The 15,630-nt window shown below is 73.1% G+C and carries 13 protein-coding genes; 4 read left to right on the top strand and 9 right to left on the bottom strand.

Annotated elements, in window-relative coordinates:
* Positions 1–706: 706 nt before the first annotated feature.
* From ACZ4TG_RS06750 to ssd, 7 genes are read right to left on the bottom strand one after another with little or no spacing between them, the layout of a single operon-like run.
* On the bottom strand, positions 707–1,081 hold the full coding sequence (locus tag ACZ4TG_RS06750; RefSeq protein ID WP_468160234.1) for an Rv3654c family TadE-like protein: 375 nt from the start codon (positions 1,079–1,081) through the stop codon (positions 707–709).
* Positions 1,078–1,455, bottom strand: a complete 378-nt coding sequence (locus ACZ4TG_RS06745; protein ID WP_468160233.1) for a TadE family type IV pilus minor pilin — start codon at positions 1,453–1,455, stop codon at positions 1,078–1,080. The genes ACZ4TG_RS06750 and ACZ4TG_RS06745 overlap by 4 nt, the downstream gene beginning before the upstream one ends.
* Positions 1,442–1,639 carry a DUF4244 domain-containing protein gene (locus tag ACZ4TG_RS06740; RefSeq protein WP_468160232.1) on the bottom strand — a complete coding sequence of 66 codons (198 nt, stop codon included), beginning with the start codon at positions 1,637–1,639 and terminating at the stop codon, positions 1,442–1,444. The genes ACZ4TG_RS06745 and ACZ4TG_RS06740 overlap by 14 nt, the downstream gene beginning before the upstream one ends.
* Before the next feature lie 49 nt (positions 1,640–1,688).
* Complete coding sequence (locus ACZ4TG_RS06735; RefSeq protein WP_468160231.1) at positions 1,689–2,465, bottom strand: type II secretion system F family protein; 777 nt, start codon at positions 2,463–2,465, stop codon at positions 1,689–1,691.
* On the bottom strand, positions 2,465–3,358 hold the full coding sequence (locus ACZ4TG_RS06730; protein ID WP_468160230.1) for a type II secretion system F family protein: 894 nt from the start codon (positions 3,356–3,358) through the stop codon (positions 2,465–2,467). Before ACZ4TG_RS06730 ends, ACZ4TG_RS06735 begins: the two co-directional genes overlap by 1 nt.
* Positions 3,355–4,503, bottom strand: a complete 1,149-nt coding sequence (locus tag ACZ4TG_RS06725; RefSeq protein ID WP_468160229.1) for a TadA family conjugal transfer-associated ATPase — start codon at positions 4,501–4,503, stop codon at positions 3,355–3,357. The genes ACZ4TG_RS06730 and ACZ4TG_RS06725 overlap by 4 nt, the downstream gene beginning before the upstream one ends.
* Positions 4,500–5,672: a septum site-determining protein Ssd gene (gene ssd / locus ACZ4TG_RS06720; RefSeq protein ID WP_468160456.1), complete on the bottom strand. Its 1,173-nt coding sequence runs from the start codon at positions 5,670–5,672 to the stop codon at positions 4,500–4,502. The genes ACZ4TG_RS06725 and ssd overlap by 4 nt, the downstream gene beginning before the upstream one ends.
* Positions 5,673–6,159: 487 nt before the next feature.
* On the opposite strand from ssd, the gene ACZ4TG_RS06715 reads away from it, so the two are divergent.
* The gene (locus ACZ4TG_RS06715; RefSeq protein ID WP_468160228.1) at positions 6,160–7,020 is read left to right on the top strand and encodes an HAD family hydrolase; all 861 of its coding nucleotides are present in this window, start codon (positions 6,160–6,162) and stop codon (positions 7,018–7,020) included.
* 489 nt (positions 7,021–7,509) lie between these two features.
* Here the strand turns inward: ACZ4TG_RS06715 and ACZ4TG_RS06710 are convergent, their stop codons facing one another.
* On the bottom strand, positions 7,510–8,361 hold the full coding sequence (locus ACZ4TG_RS06710) for a Fic family protein (RefSeq protein WP_468160227.1): 852 nt from the start codon (positions 8,359–8,361) through the stop codon (positions 7,510–7,512).
* A gap of 109 nt (positions 8,362–8,470) precedes the next feature.
* Here ACZ4TG_RS06710 and ACZ4TG_RS06705 point away from each other — a divergent pair, with 109 nt between their 5' ends.
* A complete protein-coding gene (locus ACZ4TG_RS06705; RefSeq protein ID WP_468160226.1) occupies positions 8,471–9,496 on the top strand; it encodes an ATP-binding protein in 1,026 nt (341 codons plus the stop codon).
* Here ACZ4TG_RS06705 and ACZ4TG_RS06700 read toward each other — a convergent pair.
* Positions 9,450–10,760 (bottom strand): polysaccharide deacetylase family protein, encoded by a 1,311-nt coding sequence (locus tag ACZ4TG_RS06700; RefSeq protein ID WP_468160225.1) that lies wholly within the window; start codon positions 10,758–10,760, stop codon positions 9,450–9,452. The two genes, ACZ4TG_RS06705 and ACZ4TG_RS06700, sit on opposite strands and share 47 nt — an antisense overlap.
* A 234-nt stretch (positions 10,761–10,994) precedes the next feature.
* Between ACZ4TG_RS06700 and ACZ4TG_RS06695 the strand changes: the two genes are divergently transcribed.
* Together ACZ4TG_RS06695 and acs are read left to right on the top strand one after the other, a co-directional pair.
* Positions 10,995–13,337: a SulP family inorganic anion transporter gene (locus ACZ4TG_RS06695; RefSeq protein ID WP_468160224.1), complete on the top strand. Its 2,343-nt coding sequence runs from the start codon at positions 10,995–10,997 to the stop codon at positions 13,335–13,337.
* A gap of 269 nt (positions 13,338–13,606) precedes the next feature.
* The gene (gene acs, locus ACZ4TG_RS06690; protein WP_468160223.1) at positions 13,607–15,604 is read left to right on the top strand and encodes an acetate--CoA ligase; all 1,998 of its coding nucleotides are present in this window, start codon (positions 13,607–13,609) and stop codon (positions 15,602–15,604) included.
* Positions 15,605–15,630: the final 26 nt, after the last annotated feature.

The following is a 15,630-nucleotide window of genomic DNA, read 5'->3' as shown; positions in this document are numbered from 1 at the left end:
GCGTGGCTGGGTGCCCGCCCCACAGCGAACCCGCCAGCCCCTGGCCCCGAGGGCCGGAGCCCGCAGACGTAGCCCCACCCGCCCCCGGAGCCGAGAGCCCGCCCCCAGAGGCACCAGGACCCGCGGCAGACGGGCCTGCTGCGGGTCGGCCCGGAGCCGGGCCCCCTGCCCAGGCTCAGAGGCACTGGCCCCGGGCGGACGGGCATTCCCACCCGGCCCGAGGCCAGAGTGTCGCCGGCGACGCAGGCCGGAGTCCGGCAGCGCGCGCCGAACCTCCGTGGCCGACCCACTACCCCCAGAACCACCAGATCGAGCCAGCTGCCCTGCCCTCCCTCGGAGCCGCCCACCCCGACCGGCCCCGGGGCGGGCAAGTCCGGTGACGGAACCGGCCAAGGCCCAGGAGGCGGCCCGCCCGTGCCAGGCAGGCGGCAGGCGGCAGGCGGCAGGCGGCAGGCGGCAGGCGGCAGGCGGCAGGCGGCAGGCGGCAGGCGGCAGCGTCGAACCGTCGGCGGAGCCGGGGGCGGGACCCGGCCCACGCCCCCGCCCCTGTCCCTGCCCCTGCCCCCGGCTCCGGCTCCGGCTCCGGCTCACGGCACTCGGTAGTCGTCCCGGCCCGGGCGAGTCGGGGCCGGGCCCGGACGGGGCCGACCTGGACAAGGTCGGCCCGGGACGGGGCGGGTCCAGGACGAAGCCGGGCCGGTACGCCTCAAGCCGGGGGCGGGGTGCCCGGCGGGGGCAGGGTGCCCGGCGGGGGCGGGGGTGGGCCCGCTCGGGAGCGGATCTCGGGGGCGTAGGGGCCCGCCTCGGTGCGGGCCGTGACTTCGGCCGACTCACCTTCGAGACGGCACGCGGTCAGCGCCGCGCCCTGGGCCCCGGCCACCCTGCCCGCCGTCGCACAGGCGGTCTCGGGGCCGTGCGCCCAGGTCGCCGCCGCCGCGAGGGCCGCCAGGTCGGCGGCCGCCGCGGCCCGGTGGCGGGCCACGACGGCCTGGCCGAGCAGCAGGACACCCCCGAACACCGCGCCCAGCACCGTCACCACCACCACCGCCCACACCGTCGCCGAACCCCGGTCCCTGCTCACGGCGGCGGCCCCACGCTGTCCTCCGCCAGCGCCACCGCGTGCGCGCCGAGCCGTACGGGCAGCCCACCCGGCCCCGGCGCCGGAGCCGCCACCCGGACCCGCCACAGGTCCCCCGCCCGCCGCACCTCCACTTCCGCCCCTGCCGGGGCGGCCGCCCGCGCCGCCGCCAGCGCGACCTCCGCCGGTTCCGAACGGGCCGCGGCCCTCGCCCCGGCCCGGGCCGCGTCCACACACCGGATCTGCGCCGCGGCCGCCATCAGCCCCCACACCAGCAGCGCCGCGAACAGCACCAGCGCCGGGATCACCAGGGCCGCCTCCGCCGTCACATATCCCCGGTCGTCCTTTCCCCTCGGTTTTCCCTCAGAACGGCACATCGAGGGCCTTCCCGATGGTCGACTGGAGTGCCGTCGAGACCACCTCGCTCGTCACCACCTTGTACAGAACGGCCGCGAATGCACACGCCGCGATCGTGCCCATGGCGTATTCAGAAGTCGACATCCCGGCATCCCGACGGCCACCGCTCAGCACCGACCGCACTCGAACCCAGATGATCCTCATGACAACCTCCCGTTGGATTACGTTCTTGATGTGATTTCAGGTCTTGTTTTCACCCGCCCGCGAGGAGACCGGAAGCCATCCCGATCACCACAGGCGCCACTCCCACCGCAAGAAATGCGGGGAGGAAACACAGCCCCACCGGCGCGGTGACGAGCACCGCCGCCCGCTGCGCCCTGGCCGTGGCCTGCCTGGCCCGGTCCGCCCGCAGGGCCGAGGCGAGGCGGGAGACCGGATCGGCGGCCGGCGCCCCCGTACGGGCGGCGCGCTCCAGGCACTCCGCGAGCGTCCGGGCCCCCGGTATCTCCGCCAACCTCCCCCACGCCACGCCCGGTTCACCCCCGAGCCTCAGCTCGGCGCCGGCCCGCGCCAGCCGCTCACCCACCGGGCCGCCCAGCGACTCCCCGACGACCTCGGCGGCCTCCACCGGCCCCGCTCCGGCCGCCAGGCACGCGGCCAACAGATCAGCGGCGAACGGCAACTGGCGCTCCACCTCCCGCGGATCCACCCCGGCCGGCGGCCCGGCCCGGAGCAGCCAGCGGCGCACCCCGAACGCCGCCGCGCACCCGACCAGCGCCCCCGCCACCCCGCCGACCAGCACCCAGCCCGCGAGCAGCGCACCGGCCGGCCCCGCCCAGGCGGAAGCCGCCCCCCGTATCCGGGAGCCCAACTCCCGACCGCGCCGCGCCGCCCCCACCGCCAGCAGCGCCGCGACCCGCCGCCGGGCCGCCCGCCGCCGGACCCGGGCCACCACCGCCGATCCCACGCACAGCACCGCCGCCGCGACGCACACCGCCATCCCCAGCCTGTGGACCACCGCTCCGCCCATCACCGCTCCCCCGCCCGTACGATCCGCCGGCACCACAGCAGCCCCAGCGCCTCCAGCACCCCGCCCGCCAACAGGCAGCCCCACCCCATCGGGGTGTGCAGCAGCACCCTCAGCGGATCCGCACCGAGCCCGGTACCGATCAACAGCCCCACCAGTGGCAGCAGCGCGAGCACCACCGCCGTCGACCTGGCCCCCGCCAACTGGGCCCGCAGCGACTCCTGCCGGTCCCGCTCCGCCCGCAACGCCCCCTCCAGCCGGTCCAGTCCGGCCGCCAGGCCCGCACCCCCGTCCACCGAGACCCGCCAGCAGGCCGCCATCCCGGCCAGCCCCTCCGCGCCCGGCTCCCGGGCCGCCTCCCGCAGCGCCCCCGCCACATCCCCGGCGAACGCCGCCGCGGCCAGCACCCCGGCCTCCGCCACACCGGGGCCTCCCGGCCCCGCGACCGTCCTCCGTATCGCCGCGGTCAGGGCCTGCCCGGGCTGCGCGCCGGCCCGCAACTCCCCCACCACGGCCCCGCACAGCGCCACCACCTCGGCGGCCCTCGCGCCCCGGGCCCGCTCCCGCTCCCTGGCCCGCAGCCACCGCCTCACCAGCGGCACGGAAGCCGCCCCCAGTACCAGCGGGACCACCGAACCCCCGAGCACCGCGACCAGCAGCCCGGCCCCGGCTCCGGCCCACTCCCGCCACCGCGCGGCCCGGACCCGCACCGCGGTCACCAGCCGCTCCCAGCGCACCGGACCGCCCTGCGCCACCGGGCCCCCGCCGGCGAGCAGCAGCCGGGCCCGCCGGGACACCTGGTCTCCCCCGGCCAGCGTCCAGGCGGCCGCCCCGGCGCACAGCACCCCGGCGAACACCGCCAGGGATCCCGCCGGCCCCTGCGCCCCGGCGCTCATCGGACGACCCCCAGCAGCGGGCCGAGCCGCGCCCAGCCCCGCTCGCGGACGAAGCCCCGCGCGGACCAGCGCAACGCGGGCACCGTCACCACCAGTCCGGCCGCATCCCGCTCCAGGACATGCACCTCGGCCACTCTGCGCCGCCCGGCCCGGTCCCGGACCAGGTGGACCACCAGGGTCAGCGCGGCCGCCAACTGGCTGTGCAGGGCGGCCCGGTCGAGCCCGGCGGCCGTCCCGAGCGCCTCGAGCCGGGCCGGGACGTGCCCCGCCGCGTTGGCGTGCACGGTGCCGCATCCCCCCTCGTGCCCGGTGTTCAGCGCGGCCAGCAGGTCGGCCACCTCGGCGCCCCGGACCTCCCCGACCACCAGCCGGTCGGGCCGCATCCGCAGCGCCTGCCGGACCAGGTCCGCGAGGGTGACCAGGCCCGCCCCTTCCTGGTTGGCGGGCCGGGTCTCCAGCCGCACCACATGCGGGTGGTCGGGGCGCAGCTCGGCCGAATCCTCGGCCAGCACGATCCGCTCACCCGGTCCGACCAGCCCCAACAGGGCGCTGAGCAGCGTGGTTTTGCCCGTCCCCGTCCCACCGGAGACGAGGAACGACAGCCGGGCCTCGACCATCGCCCTCAGCAGCTTCTGCCCGCCCGGCGGCAGGGTCCCGGCGGCCACCAGCTCGTCCAGCGTGAACGCCCTGGGCCGCACGACCCGCAGCGACAGGCACGCGGACCCGACGGCAACCGGAGGCAGTACGGCGTGCAGCCGGGTGCCGTCCGGCATCCGGGCGTCCACCCAGGGGCGGGCGTCGTCGAGGCGCCGCCCGGCGACCGCGGCCAGCCGCTGGGCGAGCCTGCGCACCGCCGCGGTGTCCGCGAAGGTCACCCCGGTCAGCTCCAGCCCGCTCCCGCGGTCCACCCACACCCGGTCGGGGGCCGCCACCAGCACGTCGGTGACCTCCGGGTCGGCAAGCAGCGCCTCCAGCGGACCGGCACCGACCAGCTCGGACCGCAACTCCACGGCCGCACCCAGCACTTCGGCGTCCCCGAGCAGTCGGCCCTGGGCCCGCAGGGCCGCCGCGACCCTGGCCGGGGTCGGCTCCGCCCCGCTCTCCGCGAGCCGCTGCCGCACCGCGTCCAGCAGCACCGCGCTCATGCCGCCACCCCCTGGGCGGCGCCGAGCACCCGCTGCCAGAAGCCGTCGCAGAAGCGGGCCAGCGCGCCGCGTCCCCGCGCACCCGGCGGTTCCCCCTCGGCGACCCGCCCCGGAAGCCCGACCTCGACCGGCACCTCCCCGGCCAGCGGGGCCCCCAGCAGCCCCGCCACGGCTTCGGCGTCGAGCCCGTCCGGACAGCGGCCCCGCACGACCACGCGCACGTCCCGCGCCACCATCCGCACCCCGGCGGCCACCCGCCCGGCGGCGGCGACCGCCCGCAGCTCGCCCGGCACCACCATCAGCACCAGGTCCAGCTGGGCCAGCACCTCGGCCACGGCTTCGTCCACCCGCCGGGGCAGGTCGACGACCACCACCCCGCCCCGGCGCCGAGCCGCCGCGACCACCGACCTCATCGCGGCGGGCGGCACCACCACCCGGTCCCCGCGATCCCAGCTGAGGACCCGCAGCGCGTGCAGTTCGGGCAGGGACTCCTCCAGCGCCCCGGCCCCGACGCGGCCACGCGAGCCCGCGAAGTCCGGCCAGCGCAGTCCCTCGGCGCCTTCGCCGCCGAGCAGCACATCCATACCGCCGCCGAGGGGGTCTCCGTCGATGAGGATGGTCCGCTCCCCGGCCCGGGCGGCCCGTACGGCGAGGGCGCAGGCCAGGGTGGAGGCGCCGGCCCCGCCGCTGCCGCCGATGACACCGACGGCGAGGGCAGGCCGCCCGGCCCCTTCCACCACGTCGGCGATGCGGTCGACCAGCCCGCTCTCGGCATCGGGAAGCCTCAGCACCTCCTCGGCGCCGATCTCCAGCGCCCGCTGCCACACCAGGGGGTCGTCCAGGTCCCGGCCCACGAGGAACACCCCGTCCCTGCGCGGCGCCCCGCGGACCCGGCGCGCGGCGTCGTCCCCGACGAGCACGAGCGGGGCGGAATCCCACCCGACGCTCCCGAGCCCCTCAACGGCGCCGCCACCCCCGCCCCTCGCGTCACCGTCGGCTCCGCTTTGCTCGGGCACCGCGTACTGCACATGCGGCTCGGCGCCCGCGGCGGCGCACAGCCGCAGCAGGTCGTCGAGCAGCAGGGGATCCTCGGTGATGATCAGCGGCCGCCCGCCACCGGCCCCGGCCGCCCCCGCACGGGAGGGCCGCCCCTGCCCACGGGCCACCACGGTCTCCGGCACTTCACACGACTTCGATCCAGCCACGATCTCCGCCCCCTTCCACTGCAAATCCACAGGCCGCGGACTTCGCGGCTGGAATCACCGTGCAGCGATCCGGAAAAAGAAGTGGATCTTGCTTGAAAACTGTGGACAAGAAGGCGGTTGTGAATAACTCCGCAACCCCATCGTGTGAGTTCGGAGCGCGGCGGAACCACTACGCACAGTCACGAGTTCGATGGGATGAGGGGCCTTCGCCACGCGGGCCCACCGAAGAGGAAGGCCAGGGGGATGGTCACTGAGGGCCGAAGGCAAGGGACGCAAACCGCGTCCGGACATGCGACGACCCCCGCCGGGGGGGAGAGCGGGGGTCGTCCCCACGGTCCGACTCGGGGGGGGAGGAGCCAGACCGGGTTAGCACGGTCGCGAACGATCCGTGACTTCCATGGTGTACCCGAGAGCCTTCTCAGGCAAACCCACGCGCCACACCTTACGCCGAATGGTGGGCGCATATGCTCGGGGCGTGGAAAATCAGCCCTTGCCGCACTCCTCGCCTCGGACCGCTGCCTTCTTCGACCTGGACAAGACGGTCATTGCGAAGTCAAGCACTCTGACCTTCAGCAAGTCCTTCTACCAGGGCGGCCTGATCAACCGGCGGGCCGTACTCCGGACCGCGTACACCCAGTTCATCTTCCTGGCCGGCGGCGCCGACCACGACCAGATGGAGCGGATGCGGGAGTACCTGTCCGCCCTCTGCAAGGGGTGGAACGTCCAGCAGGTGCGGGAGATCGTCGCCGAAGCGCTGCACGACCTCATCGACCCGATCATCTACGACGAGGCCGCGTCCCTCATCGAGGCCCACCACACCGCCGGGCGTGACGTGGTCATCGTGTCGACCTCCGGCGCCGAAGTCGTCGAGCCGATCGGGGAGATGCTCGGCGCCGACCGTGTCGTGGCCACCCGCATGGTGGTCGGCGAGGACGGCTGCTTCACCGGCGAGATCGAGTACTACGCCTACGGACCGACGAAGGCGGAAGCCGTCCGCGAGCTCGCGAAGTCCGAGGGGTACGACCTCGCGCGGTGCTACGCCTACAGCGACTCGATCACCGACGTGCCGATGCTGGAAGCGGTGGGGCACCCCCATGCCGTGAACCCCGACCGGGCGTTGCGCCGCGAGGCGACCGCGCGGGAGTGGCCCGTACTGGTCTTCAACCGGCCGGTGCGGCTGAAGAAGCGGCTGCCGGAGCTGTCCATGACCTCCCGGCCCGCGCTGATCGCCGCAGCGGCCGTCGGAGCGGCCGCTGCCACGGCCGGGCTCGTCTGGTACGCGAGCCGCCGACGGGCCAACGCCCTCGCCTGACGAGCCCAAGCCGGGGGGCAACGCCCTCGCCCGGAGAGCCCACCACCCCGACCACGGTCCCGCCCCCGCCCCCGCCCCACCCACAGGGCTGGGGCGGGCCGACATCACGCGGGTTTCCGATGTCCGGATCACCCCGAGACGTCCCGGAAAGTAAAGAAGTGGAGCCAGGGGTTTCGCTTGTCTCCGAAGCGGAGTACAAAGGAGTCAACGGCCCGCGAGACCAAAGAACATCCGAGAGGATCATCTTTAAAACGCAGTAAGGCCCACGGACCGAAGCAGGAACGCCGAGTACCCACGCGACGTCGACCCGTCGATTACGGGCCAGCCGCACCAGGTGACGGGCAAAGCTCCCGACCTGATGGGCAACTTTCGAGGACGCTTGGTAGCTGGGTGTGAATGCCAGCGGCGACACCAGTGCAAGACGGTGTCGCCGCAACCCTTTGCCCAGGCGGAGCAGCCCGTCTGGCGCGCCAGACGCAGGGCCCGGCCTCAGGCCGCGCCGCGCTGGAGCGCCTCGCAGACCGCGGTCGATTCGCGGACTCCGAGCTCGACCGCCCGGCCGCAGTGCGCGATCCAGGCCGCCATCCCCTCCGGGGTCCCGGAGACGTAGCCCTCGAAGGCCGCCACGTAGGCCTCCGCACCCTGCTCCGCGTGGCCGACCTCCGCCGGACAGATCGCCTTCGGGTCGAGCCCGCTGTTGATCAGCACGATGCGTTCGGCCGCACGGGCGACCAGCCCGTTGTACGTACCGAAGGGGCGCAGGGCCAGCAGTTCTCCGTGCACCACCGCCGCCGTGATCAGCGCCGGGGCGGAGCCGCCCGCGATGACCAGCCCGGACAGGCCGTCCAGCCGGGCCGCGACCTCCTCGGCGCTCGGCAGCGGCAGGTCGATCAGCGGCTCGTCCACCGGCTCTCCCGCCAGGCGCGGGCGCCCGACCGTGTCGCCCTGCCCGGCCGAAGCGGCGGCGGAACCAGCCACGCCCGCCCCGCCCGAGGCGACCAGGTGCAGCCTCGCCAGGACCCGCAGCGGCGACTGGCGCCAGATGCTCAGCAGCTGCCCGGCCTCCGCCGTGAGCCGCAGGGCCGCGCCCACCGTGCGCGCCTGCGACTCCGCACCGAAGTCGGTCCGGCGGCGCACCTCCTCCAGGGCCCAGTCGGCCCCGGACAGCGCCGCGCTCGCCCGCGCCGCGCGCAGGGCCGCCTCCGAGGTGATCTCCCCGGCGCGGCGGCGCATCACGCGGTGCCCGTAGACCCGGTCCACGGCCTTGCGTACGGAATCCACGGAATCGGAGACACCCGGCAGCCCGGCCAGTGGGGCCAGCGGGTCAGCAGCGCTACTCATAAGTAGGGAGCCTACGCACTGCGCACCCGTAGCACCGACCCCTCCTTGGAGTGGTCTTCTTCACTCAGGTAGAGCACACACCGCGACCAACCCGCTACGCTTGGTGAACATGAAGATCGCTTTCGTGGGAAAGGGCGGCAGCGGGAAGACCACGCTGTCCTCCCTCTTCATCCGCCACCTCGCCGCCAATGAAGCCCCCGTCGTCGCGGTGGACGCCGACATCAACCAGCACCTCGGCGTCGCCCTCGGGCTCGGCGAGGACGAGGCCGCCGCGCTGCCCGCCATGGGTGCGCACCTGCCCCTGATCAAGGAATACCTGCGCGGGAGCAACCCCCGCATCGAGTCCGCCGACACGATGATCAAGACCACTCCGCCCGGCACCGGTTCGCGCCTGCTGCGGGTCGGCGAGGACAACCCGGTGTACGAGGCCTGCGCCCGGACGGTCCTGCTGGACGGGGAGCCCGTCCGGCTGATGGCGACCGGCCCCTTCACCGAGGCCGATCTGGGGGTGGCCTGCTACCACTCCAAGGTCGGCGCGGTCGAACTCTGCCTCAACCACCTGGTCGACGGCCCGGACGAGTACGTGGTCGTCGACATGACGGCCGGCTCGGACTCCTTCGCCTCGGGCATGTTCACCCGCTTCGACATGACCTTCCTCGTGGCCGAACCGACCCGCAAGGGCGTCTCCGTCTACCGCCAGTACAAGGAGTACGCCCGGGACTTCGGGGTCGCGCTCAAGGTGATCGGCAACAAGGTGCAGGGCCCGGAGGACATCGAGTTCCTCCAGGACGAGGTGGGCGAGGACCTGCTGGTCACCGTCGGGCACTCCGACTGGGTGCGGTCGATGGAGAAGGGCCTTCCGGCCAGGTTCGAGCTGCTCGAGGCGACCAACCGGCTCGCGCTGCAGACGCTCCAGGACGCCGCCGAGGACTCCTACGCCGACCGCGACTGGGCCCGGTACACCGAGCAGATGGTGCACTTCCACCTGCGGAACGCCGAGAGCTGGGGCAACGCCAAGACCGGGGCCGACCTGTCGGGACAGGTCGACCCCGGCTTCGTCCTCCGCGAGGCCGCGCCCGCGGGGGTGGTCAGCCCTCGTCCGACCCTGACTCAGCCTGCTCCGCAGCCGGCTTGACCCCGCCCGGGGCCGCGGGGGCGCTCGGCGCCGCCGGCGGCCCCGCGGTCAGGAAGGTGGCCCAGCCGGCCTTCGGCGCCTCGCCGACGTCGAGGGTGCGCATCCACTCCAGGACCTTCGGATCCTGGGCGTCCAGCCAGTCGGCCAGCTCGCGGAACGGGACGCAGCGGACCTCCTTCTGGGTGCACATCGACTTGATGGAGTCCTCGACGGCCGTCATGTAGGTGCCGCCGTTCCAGGACTCGAAGTGGTTGCCGATGATCAGCGGCGCACGGTTGCCCTGGTAGACCCGGTCGAAGGCCTTCTGCAGCCCGTCGCGCATCTGCTCGCCCCAGTAGGCGTGCTGCGAGGGGTCGCCCTGCGTGGTCGTACCGGACTGGTTGACCATGTAGTTGTAGTCCATGCTCAGGGTGTCGAAGGCGCGGCCCGGCATGGGCACCAGCTGCAGCGGCAGGTCCCAGAGCCCGTCGGTCTTCTTGGGCCAGATCTGCTTGCTGATGCCGCTGGAGTCGTAGCGGAAGCCCATGTCCTTGGCGGCCAGCATGAAGTTCTTCTGGCCTTCGAGGCAGGGGGTGCGGGCGCCGATCAGCTCCTTGTCGTAGTCGAACGGGAGCGGCTCCAGGTCCTTGAGGGCCGGGGTGTTCGTCTTCCAGTTCTTGACGAAGGACTTGGCCTGGTTGATCTCGCTCTTCCACTCGTCGACGGACCAGGTGCCCACGCCGCCGTCGGGGCCGCAGAAGTGGCCGTTGAAATGGGTGCCGATCTCATTGCCCTCCATCCAGGCGGCGCGGACCTGGGTGGCGGTGTCCTTGATGCCCTGGAGGTCGCCGAAGCCGATGTCGGAGCGGCCGGAGGAGTGCTGCGGAGCGGTGTAGAGGGAACGCTTCTCCTCCGGCAGCATGTACACGCCGCTGAGGAAGTAGGTCATACGGGCGTTGTACTGCTTGCCGACCTCCCGGAAGTGCGAGAAGAGCTTCTGGCTGTCCTCGCCGGCCCCGTCCCACGAGAAGACGACGAACTGCGGGGGCTTTTCACCGGGCTTGAGCTTCTGCGGCTGCTGCACGTTCGGCTGGAGGCCGGTGTACGCGGTCGAGCCGTCGCCGATGAGACGCTTGACGCTGCCCGGGGCCTCCGGTGCGGCGGCGCCCTTCCTTGCGCCCTGACCGCCCGGCTTGGCGGGTTCCGAGGTGCTGCACCCGGCAACGCCCAGGGCCAGGGCCGTGGCGACCAGGCCGCCGGCGATCTTCTTCGTGGCGGCGATCATCCGCACACCTCTCCCTCGCAGTTCCATCGCAGGACTTCCGCGCCGCAACGTCCCACGCGGTCAGCTTTGAGGAAGGTATGACAAGCCGGACAAAATGCTTAATCACTCTTGAGTGCTAATTTCTAGGCCATTTGCCCCTATTCCCTATCACTTCCCTTTACTCTCCATTACCGTTCATTTACCGAGTGTTGAGACTCCCGCCGCTTCATCCCTCCCTCGAGGAGACGGGACCCCATGACAGCCACCTCCAAAAGCGCCGCCAAAGACTTCCCCGCCGACCTGTCCGCCTCTCTCGCCGTCTTCCTGATCGCCCTGCCCCTCTCCCTCGGCATCGCCCTGGCCACGGGCGCCCCCCTCCAGGCGGGGCTGGTGGCCGCGGCCGTCGGCGGGATCGTGGCCGGGCGGCTCGGCGGCGTACCGCTCCAAGTGAGCGGCCCCGCCACCGGACTCACCGTCATCACCGCCGAACTGGTCCAGCACTACGGCTGGCGTACCACCTGCGCCATCACCGTGCTCGCCGGCTGCTGCCAGCTCGGGCTCGCCTACCTGCGCACCGCCCGCTCCGCGCTCATGGTGAGCCCGGCCATCGTGCAGGGCATGCTGGCCGGCGTCGGCGTGACGATCGCGCTGGCCCAGCTGCACATCGTGCTCGGGGGCACTCCGCAAAGCTCCGCCGTGGCCAACGTCCTGGGGCTGCCGGCCCAGTTGGCCGAACTGCATCCGGCCGCCCTCGGCGTCAGCGTCCTGACCCTGGCCGTGCTGTTCGGCTGGCCCCGGCTGCCCGGTCGGGCCGGCCGCGCCCTGCGCAGAGTGCCCGCCGCGCTCGCCGCCGTCGCCGCGGCCACCGCCTTCGCGACCTTCGCCGGGCTGAGCCTGCCCCGGGTGGACCTGCCGTCCTGGCGCAGCCACGCCCTGCCCGAGCTGCCCGAGGGCCCGGTTCTCGGCCTCATCGCCGCCGTACTGACGGTCACGCTCGTCGGCAGCGTGGAGTCCCTGCTGACCGCGATCGCCACCGACAAGCTGATCGCCGCCCAGCGCAGCGCGGACCAGCGCCCGCCGCGCGCCGATCTCGACCGTGAGCTGCGCGGGCAGGGCGCGGCGAACATCGTCTCCGGCCTGCTGGGCGGGCTGCCCGTCGCAGGAGGCGCCGCCCGCAGCGTGGCGAACGTCAAGGCCGGTGCCGCAAGCCGCCGTTCGGTCATACTGCACGGAGTCTGGATCCTGCTCGCGGCCGGACTGCTCGTCCCGCTCCTCGACCTGATCCCGCTGGCCGCGCTGGCCGCGCTGGTGATGGCGCTGGGCGTGCAGATGGTGAGCGCCACACACCTGCGCGCCGTCACCCGGCACCGCGAGGTCCTGGTCTACGCGTCGACGATCGCGGCCGTGGTCCTCGGTGGAGTCCTGGAGGGCGTCGCGATCGGCATCGCGGTGGCCGTCGCGATGGCCCTGCACCGGCTGGCCAGGACCAGGATCACCGTGGAGGAGCTGGACGGGGTTCACCGGGTGTGGGCGCGCGGGCAGTTGACCTTCCTCGCCGTCCCCCGGCTCAGCCGGGTACTGAACCAGATCCCGCACGACGGACACGCCGTGATCGAGCTGGACGGCTCTTTCATGGACCACGCGGCGTACGAGACGCTCCAGGACTGGCAGGTCTCCCATCTGGCCCACGGCGGCTCGCTGGAGGTCACCGGCCGTGCCGTCGCCGGGACCCCCGCGACGGGCCGCGCGGGCCGCGCCGACGGCGGCGATCCCGAACAGCGCGGAGGCCAGCGCGGGACCCACCAGTGCTGCCGCCCCTGGACGCCCTGGCAGAACCACTGCGACCACCGCGCCGCCGCCGGTGGCGGGGAAGACCGTACGGCTCCCGGCGGGACCGCGGCGGCTCCCGCGGCCGAGCCCCGGCGCCGCGGAGCGGGCCAGCTGGCCAACGGCATCAGCGCCTTCCAGCGCGACACCGCGCCGCACGTCCGCGACGAGCTGGCCCGGCTGGCCCGGGAGGGGCAGCGGCCCTCGCAGCTCTTCCTCACCTGCGCGGACTCCCGCCTGGTGACCAGCATGATCACGGCCAGCGGGCCGGGCGATCTGTTCACCGTCCGCAATGTCGGCAATCTGGTGCCCCTGCCGGGCGCCGAATCCACGGACGACTCGGTCGCGGCGGCCATCGAGTACGCCGTGGACGTGCTGAAGGTGGACAGCATCACGGTGTGCGGACACTCGGGCTGCGGGGCCATGCAGGCCCTGCTGAACTCCCACCCCGGGGCGCCGATGACACCGCTGCGCCGCTGGCTGCGGCACGGCCTTCCCAGCCTGGAGCGGATGGCCAGCCGGCACCACGCCTGGGCCCGGATCGCGGGCCGGCTCCCGGCGGACGCCGTGGAGCAGCTGTGCCTGACCAATGTGGTGCAGCAGCTGGACCATCTGCGGGCGCACGAGTCGGTGGCGCGGCGGCTCGCCGAGGGCACGCTGGAGCTCCACGGGATGTATTTCCACGTGGGCGAGGCGCAGGCGTACCTGCTGTCGGAGGGGGAGGACTTCTTCGACTGCCGGGTCTTCGGCAGCGTCGGGCAGCGTGCCTGAACCATCGGACGGCGTGTCCGAATCGCCGCTGGTCCGAATCGCCGCCGCCCTGATGCCGCCGGTCTGACGCCAGCGGTCCGAATCGCCGTCGGCGCCGTTCTGGATCAACGGTACGACTGAACCGATACCCTCCGGTATCCGTGCCACGGAGTGGCCCCTTTCCGCACCCTGCAGCGGGAAGGGGCCACTTGCGCGTCGACCCAGCCGTGCTATAGGTCTAAACCAATTTTCGGCTACCCCTTGTCACCTGGGCCGCTGACTGATGAGCTATGCCCGGGGACACAACGGACACCCTGGGAAAGGGAGATGTCGTGAGCAATGAAAGCCTGGCCAATCTGCTCAAGGAGGAGCGGCGGTTCGCACCGCCTGCCGATCTGGCCGCCGCCGCCAATGTGACCGAGGCTGCGTATGCACAGGCCGATGCGGACCGGCTGGGCTTCTGGGCCGAGCAGGCCCGGCGGCTGACCTGGGACACGGAGCCGACCGAGACGCTCGACTGGAGCAACCCGCCCTTCGCGAAGTGGTTCGCGGACGGCAAGCTGAACGTCGCGTACAACTGCGTGGACCGGCACGTCGAGGCCGGCAACGGCGACCGCGTCGCCATCCACTTCGAGGGCGAGCCCGGCGACAGCCGGTCGATCACCTATGCCCAGCTCAAGGACGAGGTCTCCCGGGCCGCCAACGCCCTGACCGAGCTGGGCGTCGTGGCCGGCGACCGCGTCGCGGTCTACCTGCCGATGATCCCCGAGGCGGTCGTCGCGATGCTCGCGTGCGCCCGCGTCGGCGCCGCGCACTCGGTGGTCTTCGGCGGGTTCTCCGCCGACGCCGTCGCCTCCCGCATCCAGGACGCCGACGCCAAGCTGGTGATCACCGCCGACGGCGGCTACCGCCGCGGCAAGCCGAGCGCGCTCAAGCCCGCCATCGACGAGGCCGTCGGCAAGTGTCCGCAGGTCAAGCACGTGCTGGTGGTGCAGCGCACCGGCCAGGAGACCGCCTTCACCGAGGGCCGGGACGTCTGGTGGCACGAGATCGTCGGGCGCCAGTCCGCCGAGCACACCCCGCAGGCCTTCGACGCCGAGCACCCGCTGTTCATCCTCTACACCTCGGGGACCACGGGTAAGCCCAAGGGCATCCTGCACACCTCGGGCGGCTACCTGACGCAGGCCGCGTACACCCACCACGCGGTCTTCGACCTGAAGCCCGAGAGCGACGTCTACTGGTGCACCGCCGACATCGGCTGGGTCACCGGGCACTCCTACATCGTCTACGGGCCGCTCGCCAACGGCGCGACCCAGGTCATGTACGAGGGCACGCCGGACACCCCGCACCAGGGCCGCTTCTGGGAGGTCGTGCAGAAGTACGGCGTCACCATCCTCTACACCGCGCCCACGGCGATCCGTACGTTCATGAAGTGGGGCGACGACATCCCCGCGAAGTTCGACCTGTCGAGCCTGCGCGTGCTGGGCTCGGTCGGCGAGCCGATCAACCCCGAGGCCTGGATCTGGTACCGCAAGCACATCGGCGGCGACCGCTGCCCGATCGTGGACACCTGGTGGCAGACCGAGACCGGCGCGATGATGATCTCGCCGCTGCCGGGCGTCACCCACACCAAGCCGGGCTCGGCGCAGCGCGCGCTGCCCGGCATCTCGGCCACCGTCGTCGACGACGAGGCGCACGAGGTCCCGAACGGCGGAGGCGGCTACCTGGTGCTCACCGAGCCGTGGCCGTCGATGCTGCGGACCATCTGGGGTGACGACCAGCGGTTCATCGACACGTACTGGTCGCGCTTCGAGGGCAAGTACTTCGCGGGCGACGGCGCCAAGAAGGACGACGACGGCGACATCTGGCTGCTCGGCCGGGTCGACGACGTGATGCTGGTGTCCGGCCACAACATCTCGACGACCGAGGTCGAGTCCGCGCTGGTCTCGCACCCCGCCGTCGCCGAGGCCGCCGTGGTGGGCGCGAACGACGAGACCACCGGCCAGGCCATCGTGGCCTTCGTGATCCTGCGCGGCACCGCCTCGGAGACCGACAGCCTGGTCGCGGAGCTGCGCAACCACGTGGGCGCGACGCTGGGCCCGATCGCGAAGCCGAAGCGGATCCTGCCGGTGCAGGAGCTGCCGAAGACCCGCTCGGGCAAGATCATGCGCCGGCTGCTGCGCGACGTGGCCGAGAACCGGGCGGTCGGAGACGTCACCACGCTCGCCGACTCCTCGGTCATGGACCTGATCCAGAGCAAGCTGCCCGCCGCTTCCAGCGAGGACTGACGGGGACCGCTCCCGCATCGCGGAGG

It is taken from the genome of Streptomyces sp. NPDC028314 (genome assembly GCF_055565795.1).
This window is presented reverse-complemented; position numbering and strand designations above follow the sequence as displayed.